Here is a 10,892-nt window from a genome sequence, read left to right on the forward strand (position 1 = left end):
ATATCCTCACACTGAGTAGTCAAGCCAGGCGTCGTGCCTGGACAAGAAAGGGTCATACCATGCGTAAGTTTCAGCGTGCTGCGGTCGTAGCTGTGGCGGTCGCGGGGCTGTCCGCCTTCGGTGCCGGGGTCAGCTTCGCCGGCGATGGCGAGAACGCGGTTCCCGTCTCCGCCGTTGCCAACTCGTCGGCCACCGCCCTGGCTGTCGGGGGCGGTTACTACGCTCAGCCGCAGGCCGAGAAGAAGGCCGGGCCGGAGCAGCACCAGGCCGGGCCGGAGCAGCACCAGGCCGCGCCCGAGCAGCACCAGGCCGAGCCGGAGCAGGACTACGGCCAGCACGGCGAAGGCGAGTAAAGAGCGTACCGAGGGCTCGTCTTCTCAGTACTGCCACACACGCATCGATCTTCTGCGGAAGCCGATGCACATCGCACCACCGCGACGGCCTCGTCCGGTGACAACTCGGCCCGCTCCACCGTGCGCCGAGTGACACCCCTGGCGAAGGCAGCCCGGACGCACGGCTGTTCATCAGGGTATGCGTCCGGGCTGCGGCAATTCCGCCGTCTGGTACATCTGACAGCGCGGCCAGACGCAAAATGATCATTTCCCTTCTCGGCCCGGGCGCGACCGGTCAATTGGCCCCAGCGCCCGGGCCTGCGTCGTAAAGGAATGCAGCACATGTTCACTCCGCGGAAGCTCGCCGCCATCTCGGCGATCGTCGGAAGCCTCGCCGCGATCTCTGTCGGCGCCGGACACGCACACGCAGACGGACGCTCAGGTGACTGCGACAGCGCCGCACCGGGTGACGCCGTTTGCATTCGCAAGAGCGAGACCCACGTCAAGAAGGACGGGGAGCACATCATCAGGCAGGAGCAGCAGTGCACGACGGTCGACCGGCCGAACGTGGTGTTCCGGGAGTACCAACTGCTGGGCGACAAGCCCGAGACGGCCGGAGCCGGCGCGGTTGTGGACTGCTCCAACACGGCGAAGATTCCCGAGGGGTCGAGGCCGCATTTCGATTTCTGAGAGACGTTGGCCAAATGCCGGACCGGGATCATCCCGGCCCGGCATTTTCTTGTGCACCGAGCCTGTCGGCGGACAGAGAAAAGCCCGTTGCCCCGACCGCCGGCCGGGGCAACGGGACAGGATTCGCCCTACTGGCCGACCTCGTTGTTGCAGCCCATCGTCGAACCCAGGGAATTCTGCTGCGCGCCCGAGTTGCCTTCGCCGTTGAGGAGGTTGCCGCCCACGCCGTTGCCGACGCCGACCTGGCCGAGGATGTCGACGTTGGCGTCGTGCGACCCGCAGGTGGTGCTCTGAACAATGCTGTAGCCGCCGTTGCCGTTGCTGCTGCCGTAGCCGCCCTGGTCGGCGTGGGCAGTTCCGGCGGCGAGGAGTCCCGCGCTCCCGAACGCGGCGACGAGGAAGGCTGCGGTGCTGAGCTTGTGCATGGCATCTCCAAGGGAGTGAGAGAGCGAACGATCAGCGTTCGAGGTGAAGGCTGACGAGAAATACCCGAAGACCTGCGGTGGCGCTTGGGCCGCGGGAGATGCCGTTTTTCCCGCAGGCCTGCCGACGCACATGGTCCCGGCGCCCTGCCCTGTGGCCGGGTGCCGGGACCATCAACTGACTGACGACCTGGCGTCGGTCGAAACCTCAGAAGGCGCTGTTGTTGCAGCCCATCGTCGAACCGATGTGGGTGGACTGGGCGCCCGGGTTGCCCTCGCCGTTGAGCGCGTTGCCCAGCAGGCCGTTGAGCAGGCCGACCTGGCCGAGGACGTCAAGGTTCAGGTCGTGCGACTTGCACTGCGAGCTCTGCGTGATGTTGAACTTGTCGCCGTCGCCGCCCTTGCCCTGGTCGGCGTGGGCCGTGCCGCCCACGAGTCCGATGCTGCCGATTGCAGCGACCAGCACGGCAACGTTGCGAAGCTTGCGCATGTCATCTCCGGTGAAGTGAGGGGGTGCGATCTGTGGAAGATCGACTTTCTACAGTTACGGGAGATTAATGCGAAATACGGCAAAGCGGGGCGACGACGCGCCGATCTCGTGATCCTGCGGTAATAGCACCCGAAAGCCGTATCGCACACCGAAGCTCAGGCGTCGCAATCCCAGTGGCCGCGGTCGACGCCTGGCCGTTCAATGGCGTTAGTTCGCCCGCGCATTGGCGAACGAGTTCGCCTGGCTGTTGGCCTGGGTGCACTCGACGCCCCGGGTCTGGGACGCGGCGAGCAGGGCGACCGGGACATTCGCGGAGAGCAGGTTCTGCGGGCTGCATTCCTGGGAGGGGCGGAACAGGTTGGCCTGGCTCACCGGGGCGGCCTGTCCGGTCTGCCGGACCGGCGGGGCCTGCGGAGAGAGCTGGGGGCTGATCTGCGGGTTCAGCTGAGGGTTGACCTGCGGGCTGACCTGGGTGCCCCGCGGCGGAGCCGCCTGCTGCGGAGCCGGCGAGCCGTAGGTCTGCGCGGACGCCTGCGCGGAGGTGGCCGAGGCGGCCTGGGCGTCCGGCTGCGAGACGGGAGGCAACGCCCCGTCGTAGGTGACGGGAGTGGCGGCGGAGCTTGGGCCGGCACCGACGGCGGACAGACCGCCGGCTGCTGCGACGATGAGCGCGACTTGCTGAAGCTTGCGCATGGAATCCTCGGCCCTTCATTGACCTGTGCACGGAACCTGGTGAAATGCTGATGAGGCGGAGCGGTCGTCGCAGTTCTGCCGCCCTCTGCGGCGTGCGACGGACCATCGTTCTCGCCCCGTGGGGAACGAAGTTGGCGCGGACCCAGATACGGGCGCCGGATCGTGGTCACCCGTTTGACGCAAGGGGTGCCGACGCGCGCCTCAACTGCCTTGCCGGTAACGGCAAATGGGTGACGGACCTTCCTCTGCCGTGACCGTGGCGAAGAAGACCTCGTTCCACGGGGGAGGGCAGCAACCGTGAACCTGAAGACGCGTGAGGGAATTCGCTGCTGGCTCCGATGCGAAGTCCGCGTGCTCCTCAAGATTGACCGCTGCTGAAGTCGTAGTGCGCGTCGCGTGCCTACCTGCACGAGTGACCGCGCGCTGAATGCAATGGATTACCGTTACAGGTATCGAAGGGCCGAGGGTTTAATGCGCAAGCTTCACAAGGCCGCGCTCGTGGTAGCAGCGGCCAGCGGTCTGACCGGCATCGGCGCCGACGCCAGCCATGCCGATAGTCCCGGGGGATACGGCAGTGGCGCTCCGATGTCGGCTCCCGATCACCCTGCGGCCGCCCCGCAGGCCCCGCAGCAGGCAGGTCCTGCCGCCGCGGCCGCGTCGCAAGGAACGGCACAGGCCGCCGCCTCGCCCTACCAACAGCAGGCCGCTCCGGCGCCGTACCCCCAGCAGGCCGCTCCGGCGCCGTATCCCCAGCAGCCGGTCCAGGCGGCCCCGCCGGCGCCACAGCAGAGCGGCTACGCCTACTCCGCTGCCTCGTCGCAGGGAACGGCGCAGGCCGCCACGTCGCCGCCGCCCCAGCAGGCTGCTCCGGCGCCGTACCCGCAGCAGGCTGCTCCGGCGCCGTACCCGCAGCAGGCCGCTCCGGCGCCGTACCCGCAGCAGCCGGTCCAGGCTGCCCCGCCGCAGCAGCCGCAGGTCATGCCCCAGGTCGTACCGCAGGTCATGCCCCAGGTCGCCCCGCAGGTCGCCGTCCCCCAGGCCTTCGCTCCGGAGCCCCCCATGCAGGTCGCCCCGCAGCTGAACCCGCAGATCAACCCGCAGGTGAACCCGATCGTCAACCCGCTCGTCGCGCCGCCGACCGCACCGGAGTTGTCGCCGGTCGGCCTCGGGCAGATCGCGGCACCGCCCATCGGTCAACTGGGACTTCCGCGACTCGGCTGACGGCCGCTCGCACCCGCCCGCCATACCAACTCCTCCTGTCGCACCCCCATCCGCTCGACCAACGGAGTAGCAATGCGCAAGTTTCAGAAGGTCGTTCTCGTAGGCGCCATCCTCGGAAGCGTCGGCTCCCTCGGTGGCACCACCGCCGTCGCCGATGACCTGGGCAACGACCTCGAGCTCACGCAGGGCATCGAGTGCCGCTCGCACGACATGAACATCGAGCTGATCGGCAGCGTCGGTGCCCTCACCGGCCTGGCAGGCAACCTGCTGAACGGCGAAGGGAACCCGGGGGCGCAGCAGAGCCACCTCGGTTCGGACATGGGCTGCAACAGCCAGGCACTCTGACCGACCCGCACATATCAAGTCGACGCCAGCGGCCGCCGGAAGGCGGCCGCTGACGCGTATCACCGCCGATGCCTTCAACTGGTCCATCGGCGTGGGTCACCGGCTTGCTTCGTACGCACCTTGGGCCCCGGGAGAAGGTGTCACTGACTTCTCCCGGGGCCCTGTCTCTTCCAAGGAACGCATCCATCCAACGAGGCTGCACCCAGCTCGGTCACGCCTGGCGGTCCGCAGCGGCAGGCGTCGGCGGCAAAGCGGAAGCCGCCGTCCTGACGCTTGTGCGGCGACAGTGACGGCGGCTTGACCCGGCAGAACTGATCGGGGTCCGAGATCAGCCCGTAGTTCTGCTTCGGCGACCGGGATCGGCCGCGCCATGTCGGCCATCAGGACGTCCCCTTCTCAGGGCACTCTCCGTGCGGCCGTGCGGCGGCCGGGTCAGCGGGCCTGGCCCGGACGGAAGCGACGGAACAGGATCGTGCCCGTGACGAGGAGCGCGGCGGTGCCGGCGACAGCCGGAGCCGCGAGGTCCGCTCCGGTGTGGGCCAGCTGGGGCGCCTCGACCTGCGGGCCCGGCTGAGCCGGGACGAGAGCTGGGGACCTCGGGGTCACGGGCTTCGCCGGGGTGCTCGGGGCCGGGGCGCTCGGGGCCGGGATGTTCGGGGTCGAGGTCTTCGGGGGCTGGCTGGGCTCGCCAGGGCCGTTGACCGACGAGTTGCCGAAGACCGGATTGCCCAGGCCCACCACGTTGACACTGTTCCCGGAGACGTTCACCGGCAGGTCGATCGGGAGCTGGATGCCGTTGCCCGAGAGGAGGCCGGGCGAATCCGTGGCGAGCCCCTGTGCCGACGCCCCGCCGGACACGCCGGATGCGGCGGAGTCGGTGCTCTCCTCCGAAGTGGTGCTGTCCTCCGAGGCGGTGCTGTCCTGCGAACCGGCGGCCTTCGCCGCGCCCTTGTTCGCGCAGGAGTTACCCGCGGCCGGGTTGAGCAGGCCCACGACGTTCACCGTGTTGCCGCAGATGCTCACCGGCACGTTCACCGGGATCTGGATGGCGTTGCCCGAGGCCACCCCGGGCGAGCCGGCCGCCACTCCCTCGGCGCTGCTTCCGTCGGCCGCGAAGGCGGCGGACATGGGAAGCGCCATGGCCATCGCGCCGGACGCGGCGGCGACGGCGAACACACTGTTTCGGGTAACCCGTTTCATAGGTTAATTACCTTCCTGACACCATCGCGGGTACTCACCCGCACTCATAAAACGCCCGTTCGCGATCAGAGTTATGGGTGTGGTCTTCGAGGCCACCCTCGGGCACTAGCCCTCGGACCGCGTGACCAATGCCGAGTGGGCCGACCAGGGTCTCGGAAGGCGAAATACGGTCCCCGTTCAATCGGATAAGCGCACTTGACGTGGAATGCTTATGTGAGCCCGTAACGGAATGGAGGTCAGTCGCCCATGATCTCGTCGATCAGGCCGCGGATGCGCTTTTCTATCTCGTCGCGGATCGGGCGAACAGCTTCTACCCCCTGCCCGGCCGGGTCCGGGAGCTCCCAGTCGAGGTAGCGCTTTCCGGGGAAGAACGGGCAGGTGTCGCCACAGCCCATCGTGATGACGACGTCGGACGCCTGTACCGCATCCACGGTGAGCACCTTGGGGACCTCGGCCGAGATGTCGATACCCACCTCGGCCAGGGCTTCGACGACAGCGGGATTCACGGTGTCGGCGGGGGCCGAGCCGGCGGAACGCACCTGGACGCGCTCGCCCGCGAGGTGGGTCAGGAAGGCGGCGGCCATCTGGGAGCGCCCGGCGTTGTGGACGCAGACGAACAGGACGGACGGTCGCTCGGCGGAAGTGGTCATTGCGGTTGTCTTTCTGGCTGTGGCACGTCAGGAGGTGGCGGGAGCGGCGAGTTCGGGTTCGCCTGGGACGGGGACGGTTCCCGTCTGTGCGGGTGCGGGTGCGGGTGCGGGCGTGGGTGTGGGTGTGGGTGTGGGCTGGGCGAATACGGCGGCCACGAGGGCCAGGCCGAGCGCGGCGCCGGCGAACTGCGCCGCGATGAACGGCAGGACGGAGGCCGGCGCGATGCCCGCGAACGTGTCGGTGAAGGCACGGCCGATGGTGACGGCCGGGTTGGCGAACGACGTGGAGGAAGTGAACCAGTACGCCGCTCCGATGTAGGACGCCACCGCCACTGGCGCGTAACGGGCCCGCCCGGTCCGGACGAGCCCGAGGATCAGGAAGACAAGGCCGGCAGTGGCGACGATCTCGCCGAGCAACAGGTGACCGGCGGAGCGGTCATGGGTCGACCACTGCATCAAGGGTTCGGCGAACATCGCGTCGGCCAGGACGGCACCGCCGATCGCCCCGGCCGTCTGCGCGGGGAGGTACGCGGCCACATCCCGGAGGGTGAGCCCGCCGGGGGTGCGGCGGCCGGCGAACCAGGCCGCGAGCGTGACGACGGGGTTGAACTGCGCGCCGGAGACCGGCCCGAGCAGCGCCACAAGTACGCCCAGGCCGAACACGGTGGCCAGGGAGTTGGCCAGCAACTGCACTCCGACGTCCTCGGTCAGTTCGGTGGCCTGGATGCCGGAGCCGACCACCACCACGACCAGGGCGGCCGACCCGACGGCCTCGGCGAGGGTCCGGCGCCCGAGCGGTGCGCTCATGCTGTCGCCTCGGACTCGTGCGTGGTGGTGAGGAACGTCGAGAGCCGGTCCAGGGTGTCGGGCAGCGCCCAGTAGTAGACCCACGTGCCCCGGCGCTCGCAGTCGATCAGCCCCGCCTGTCGGAGCAACTTGAGGTGATGCGAGATCGTCGGCTGGGACAGGTCGAAGGCCGGGGTCAGTTCGCATACGCAGACTTCGCCGCCGGCCCGTGAAGCGATCAGCGAGAGCAGGCGCAGCCGCACCGGGTCGCCGAGCGCCTTGAAGACCTTCGCCAGATCGGTCGCCTGTTCCTCGTCCAACGGCGTGGTCAGCAGCGCCGGGCAGCAGCTGGTGGATCGATCGTCCTGCCCGACCACCACGAGTTCTTGCTTCGACATTCTTCTATATTGACGAACGTCTATCCTGGGCGCAAGCTCTGTATCGACAGGGATCGATACAAGCGGATGGGGGCAATGTCATGTCTCGTGCTCAGCTCGCTCTGCGCGTCGGCGACCTCGAAGCGTCGATCGCCTTCTACTCGAAGCTCTTCGGCGTCGAACCGGCCAAGCGTCGCGAGCGCTACGCCAATTTCGTCATCGCTGAGCCCCCGCTCAAGCTCGTGTTGATCGAGGGTGAGGCGGGCGAGGAAACCCGCTTGGATCACCTCGGCGTCGAAGTCGAGTCCACCGCGCAGGTCGGCGCCGCCACCACCCGGCTGAGGGACGCCGGCCTGGCCACCTCCGAGGAGAGCGACACCACCTGCTGCTACGCCCTCCAGGACAAGGTGTGGGTCCACGGCCCCGGCCGCGAGCCCTGGGAGGTGTACGTCGTCAAGGCCGACGCCGACGCCCTCGGCAAGGACACCGAAACCGAAGACGAGGTGGCCGCCGCGACGGGATGCAGGTGCGGCCGACCGGACGGCCCGACGCCCTTGTGAGACACGGACACCGACGAGGCGTGCGGCCACTGGTGTGTCAGGTCCTCGACTCCGGGCCCCAGCGCTCAGGTCCCACTCCTCGCCAATCGATCCACGGCGCCTCCGCGAGCTCCGCCGGGTCGATCTCCAGCCCGGCTCGACGGAGGAATTCCGCGACGTCGGCCAGGTTGTGGGCCAGCCCGAGGATCTCGCCGTCCACACGCACGCGCCGACCGCCCGTGGGTGACGGCGGATGCACGGTCACGCGAATCGACCCGGACATGTCTTCAGGATCGTCCGGGCCATGCGGCCCCGCATGCCGGCGGGTCACCGGCTCGGCCGCTCGCCCGGGCCCCTGCCCGACTGTCCCAGGTCGCGCAGCTCCCACCATGCTGCGGGCCTTGGCCGCCGCTGCTGCCAGTGGGGATGGAAGAACACCTGGGTCGACAGCCGGTACAGGCGCCGCCGCAGCTCGGCGCGGCCGGGCCGTTCGGCGAGCTGCCGGTAGGTGGCGCTCCATTCCTGCTGCGCCTGGGCGAGGTCGGCGGGGAAGGTTCGCATGGCTGAATTCAAGCATGTGTTCGAATTTCGAGTCCACCGAGGAGTCCGCGTCGACGGCGTGGAGGGCAGGCCCCAGGGCCTCAGAAGGGCTCATGGGAGGATTCGGGCAGCACTCGCTCAGGGTGTCTTCGGGGCGGACTGCCTCGCGCTCTTGTTCCTGTTGGTCTCCGTGGCGCTCCGCGCCGCGCCGGCGGGCGCGCTCTTCCGTCTCGGGGCCTTCTCTGTGCCCGAGTCCGTGCGGGGCGGTGCTTTCCGCGTCGTCGCGGTCGGCCACTTGAACTCGATCTCGAGCTCGATCTCCCCGCTGCCGATCTCCACCTCGATCTCGCTGCGCAGGTCGTCGGGGATTCGCAGGCTCAGCGTCCCGGGGCTGAGTTCCAGTTCGGCGTCCCCGCCTTCCCTCAGCGCCTCTGCGAGCGCCGTGAGCTGGTCGGCGGCCTCTTGGCGTGACAGCGAGCGCTTCTGCTCAAACTTGAGATCCTTCATCGGTGACCTCCGATTTGGAGCGATAAGCCAGACAGAACCCATTTTGTCGCGATACGCAGGAGTGGCCCACCCGGGTGCGGATGTCCTCTCCTCCTCCCTCCTCGTGGCGATCGGCCTTGATGCTTGCCGTCCTCTTCGGCTTCCGCCATCAAGGCACCTCTCTCCGAGGTCCGTCCCATGGCTTCCGTTCGGCTGGATGGTTCGGTTTCGTCTTCTCAGCGCAGTTGCTGGGCCAGTCCGACGATGATGCCCGCCGGGCCGCGGAGGTAGCAGAGCAGATAGCTGTCCTCGAACCGGGCGATCCGGCCGACGAGTTCGGCGCCGTGAGGGCGCAGGCGGGCAACAGTGTCCTCGATGTCGTCGACGGCGAACATGACGCGGTGCGTGCCCAGAATGTTGTGCGGCCGGTTGCGCGGCCCGGCGCTGATCACCGCGGGGCTGTGGTACTTCGCCAGCTCGAGCCGGCTGTGACCGTCCGGGGTCCGGACCATCGCGATGTCGCAGCGGACGCCGTCGAGTCCGGTGCACTGGTCGGCGACGAGACCCTCGACCTCCGCCCTGCCCTCCAGCTCCATACCGAGTTCCACGAAGAACGCGATGGCGGCCTCCATGTCCTCGACGACGATGCCGACGTTGTCCATCCGCTGAATCGCCATGCTGGTCTCTCCTTCTTCCTGGTGCGGCCGGTGGTGGCCGCTGATGTCCCTGGGACGGGGCCGGTGGGACGTTCTCACGTTGGTTGCTGCGCTCTACGAGGTACAGATCAAGCATGAGAACGAGCGGTGACGGCTACTAGCGACATTCGTAGACAGCGGCAGCCGCAGGTCACCCATGTGGATCTGCGACACTGGTGGAGCCATGCCTAAGCCCGGAGAACTCACATTCGTCGCCCCGCGCGGAGCCAAGAAGCCGCCGCTGCATCTTGCCGATCTCACGCCTGCCGAGCGCAAGGAAGCCGTTGCCGAGATCGGTGAGAAGCCGTTTCGCGCCAAGCAGCTCTCGCAGCACTACTTCGCGCGGTACGCGCACGACCCAGAGCAGTGGACCGACATCCCCGCCGGGTCGCGCGGCAAGCTGCGGGAGGCGTTGCTTCCGGAGCTCATGACCGTCGTGCGGCATCTGTCGACGGACGAGGGCACCACCCGTAAGACGCTGTGGCGGCTGTTCGACGGGACGCTCGTCGAGTCGGTGCTGATGCGGTACCCGGACCGGGTGACCATGTGCATCAGCTCGCAGGCGGGGTGCGGGATGAACTGCCCGTTCTGCGCCACCGGGCAGGCCGGACTCGACCGCAATCTGTCCACCGCCGAGATCGTCCACCAGATCGTGGACGGCATGCGGGCGCTGCGCGACGGTGAGGTGCCAGGCGGGCCCTCGCGGCTGTCGAACATCGTCTTCATGGGCATGGGCGAGCCCCTGGCCAACTACAAGCGCGTCGTCGGGGCCATCCGCGCGCTGACCGACCCCGAGCCGGACGGGCTCGGGCTGTCGCAGCGTGGGATCACCGTCTCGACGGTCGGCCTGGTGCCGGCGATCCACCGCTTCGCCGACGAGGGCTTCAAGTGCCGGCTGGCCATCTCGCTGCACGCCCCGGACGACGAACTGCGCGACACCCTCGTCCCCGTCAACACCCGCTGGAAGGTGCGCGAGGTGCTCGACGCCGGGTTCGACTACGTCCAGAAGTCCGGGCGGCGGCTGTCCATCGAGTACGCGCTCATCCGGGACATCAACGACCAGGCCTGGCGCGGTGACCGGCTCGGCCGGCTGCTCAAGGGCAAGCCGGTGCACGTCAACCTCATCCCGCTGAACCCGACCCCGGGCTCCAAGTGGACCGCGTCCCGGCCCGAGGACGAGAAGGCGTTCGTCGAGGCCATCGCCGCCCATGGTGTACCGGTGACGATCCGGGACACCCGTGGTCAGGAGATCGACGGGGCGTGTGGTCAGCTCGCCGCCACCGAGCGGTAGTCTGACGCCGTACACATCTTCATATTCCGGCAGGGGAGCGCCACAGCGCTGAGAGTGCGGGACAGTCCGCAGACCCTCTGAACCTCGCCCAGGTCATTCTGGGTAGGGAGATCGGTCGTCACTCAAGCTGTTGCG

General features: G+C 68.4%; 17 protein-coding genes and 1 riboswitch. Of the genes, 6 read left to right on the forward strand and 11 right to left on the reverse strand.

Features of this window, described 5'->3' with window-relative positions:
• Nucleotides 1-59 precede the first annotated feature (59 nt).
• Nucleotides 60-353, forward strand: a complete 294-nt coding sequence (locus AB0O67_RS06765) for a hypothetical protein (protein WP_365446915.1) — start codon at nt 60-62, stop codon at nt 351-353.
• Between the two features lie 321 nt (nt 354-674).
• Entirely contained in the window at nt 675-1,022 is a 348-nt protein-coding gene (locus tag AB0O67_RS06770) for a hypothetical protein (protein WP_365446917.1), read from the forward strand.
• A gap of 128 nt (nt 1,023-1,150) precedes the next feature.
• Here AB0O67_RS06770 and AB0O67_RS06775 read toward each other — a convergent pair whose 3' ends face one another.
• From AB0O67_RS06775 to AB0O67_RS06785, 3 genes are all read right to left on the reverse strand, one after another.
• Nucleotides 1,151-1,447 carry a hypothetical protein gene (locus AB0O67_RS06775; RefSeq protein ID WP_365446919.1) on the reverse strand — a complete coding sequence of 99 codons (297 nt, stop codon included), beginning with the start codon at nt 1,445-1,447 and terminating at the stop codon, nt 1,151-1,153.
• 205 nt (nt 1,448-1,652) lie between these two features.
• Nucleotides 1,653-1,934, reverse strand: a complete 282-nt coding sequence (locus AB0O67_RS06780; RefSeq protein ID WP_365446921.1) for a hypothetical protein — start codon at nt 1,932-1,934, stop codon at nt 1,653-1,655.
• 207 nt (nt 1,935-2,141) lie between these two features.
• Nucleotides 2,142-2,627, reverse strand: a complete 486-nt coding sequence (locus tag AB0O67_RS06785; RefSeq protein WP_365446923.1) for a hypothetical protein — start codon at nt 2,625-2,627, stop codon at nt 2,142-2,144.
• Nucleotides 2,628-3,098: 471 nt separating this feature from the next.
• Here AB0O67_RS06785 and AB0O67_RS06790 point away from each other — a divergent pair, with 471 nt between their 5' ends.
• Together AB0O67_RS06790 and AB0O67_RS06795 are read left to right on the forward strand one after the other, a co-directional pair.
• A complete protein-coding gene (locus AB0O67_RS06790; protein WP_365446924.1) occupies nt 3,099-3,848 on the forward strand; it encodes a hypothetical protein in 750 nt (249 codons plus the stop codon).
• Nucleotides 3,849-3,920: 72 nt separating this feature from the next.
• Nucleotides 3,921-4,193 (forward strand): hypothetical protein, encoded by a 273-nt coding sequence (locus tag AB0O67_RS06795; protein WP_365446926.1) that lies wholly within the window; start codon nt 3,921-3,923, stop codon nt 4,191-4,193.
• A 432-nt stretch (nt 4,194-4,625) separates the two neighbouring features.
• Here AB0O67_RS06795 and AB0O67_RS06800 read toward each other — a convergent pair whose 3' ends face one another.
• The 4 genes from AB0O67_RS06800 to AB0O67_RS06815 form a co-directional block, all read right to left on the reverse strand.
• On the reverse strand, nt 4,626-5,393 hold the full coding sequence (locus AB0O67_RS06800; RefSeq protein WP_365446928.1) for a chaplin family protein: 768 nt from the start codon (nt 5,391-5,393) through the stop codon (nt 4,626-4,628).
• A gap of 236 nt (nt 5,394-5,629) precedes the next feature.
• The gene (locus AB0O67_RS06805) at nt 5,630-6,043 is read right to left on the reverse strand and encodes an arsenate reductase ArsC (RefSeq protein WP_365446930.1); all 414 of its coding nucleotides are present in this window, start codon (nt 6,041-6,043) and stop codon (nt 5,630-5,632) included.
• 27 nt (nt 6,044-6,070) lie between these two features.
• The gene (locus AB0O67_RS06810; RefSeq protein WP_365446931.1) at nt 6,071-6,850 is read right to left on the reverse strand and encodes an aquaporin; all 780 of its coding nucleotides are present in this window, start codon (nt 6,848-6,850) and stop codon (nt 6,071-6,073) included.
• Nucleotides 6,847-7,227: a metalloregulator ArsR/SmtB family transcription factor gene (locus AB0O67_RS06815; RefSeq protein WP_365446933.1), complete on the reverse strand. Its 381-nt coding sequence runs from the start codon at nt 7,225-7,227 to the stop codon at nt 6,847-6,849. Before AB0O67_RS06815 ends, AB0O67_RS06810 begins: the two co-directional genes overlap by 4 nt.
• Nucleotides 7,228-7,307: 80 nt before the next feature.
• Here AB0O67_RS06815 and AB0O67_RS06820 point away from each other — a divergent pair, with 80 nt between their 5' ends.
• Nucleotides 7,308-7,766: an ArsI/CadI family heavy metal resistance metalloenzyme gene (locus tag AB0O67_RS06820; RefSeq protein WP_365446935.1), complete on the forward strand. Its 459-nt coding sequence runs from the start codon at nt 7,308-7,310 to the stop codon at nt 7,764-7,766.
• A gap of 37 nt (nt 7,767-7,803) precedes the next feature.
• On the opposite strand, the gene AB0O67_RS06825 is transcribed toward AB0O67_RS06820, so the two are convergent.
• The 4 genes from AB0O67_RS06825 to AB0O67_RS06840 all read right to left on the reverse strand — a co-directional run bounded on the left by AB0O67_RS06825 (nt 7,804) and on the right by AB0O67_RS06840 (nt 9,448).
• On the reverse strand, nt 7,804-8,028 hold the full coding sequence (locus AB0O67_RS06825) for a hypothetical protein (RefSeq protein WP_365446937.1): 225 nt from the start codon (nt 8,026-8,028) through the stop codon (nt 7,804-7,806).
• A 44-nt stretch (nt 8,029-8,072) separates the two neighbouring features.
• Entirely contained in the window at nt 8,073-8,306 is a 234-nt protein-coding gene (locus tag AB0O67_RS06830; RefSeq protein WP_365446939.1) for a hypothetical protein, read from the reverse strand.
• A 117-nt stretch (nt 8,307-8,423) separates the two neighbouring features.
• On the reverse strand, nt 8,424-8,792 hold the full coding sequence (locus AB0O67_RS06835; RefSeq protein ID WP_365446941.1) for an amphi-Trp domain-containing protein: 369 nt from the start codon (nt 8,790-8,792) through the stop codon (nt 8,424-8,426).
• A gap of 215 nt (nt 8,793-9,007) precedes the next feature.
• Nucleotides 9,008-9,448, reverse strand: a complete 441-nt coding sequence (locus tag AB0O67_RS06840) for a VOC family protein (RefSeq protein WP_365446943.1) — start codon at nt 9,446-9,448, stop codon at nt 9,008-9,010.
• A 202-nt stretch (nt 9,449-9,650) separates the two neighbouring features.
• Here AB0O67_RS06840 and rlmN point away from each other — a divergent pair, with 202 nt between their 5' ends.
• The gene (gene rlmN, locus AB0O67_RS06845) at nt 9,651-10,757 is read left to right on the forward strand and encodes a 23S rRNA (adenine(2503)-C(2))-methyltransferase RlmN (RefSeq protein ID WP_365446945.1); all 1,107 of its coding nucleotides are present in this window, start codon (nt 9,651-9,653) and stop codon (nt 10,755-10,757) included.
• Nucleotides 10,758-10,778: 21 nt separating this feature from the next.
• Nucleotides 10,779-10,884: riboswitch (TPP riboswitch) on the forward strand.
• The last annotated feature ends 8 nt before the right edge of the window (nt 10,885-10,892 follow it).

This window comes from Streptomyces sp. NPDC086077 (assembly GCF_040686175.1).
Classification (GTDB): Bacteria; Actinomycetota; Actinomycetes; order Streptomycetales; family Streptomycetaceae; genus Streptomyces.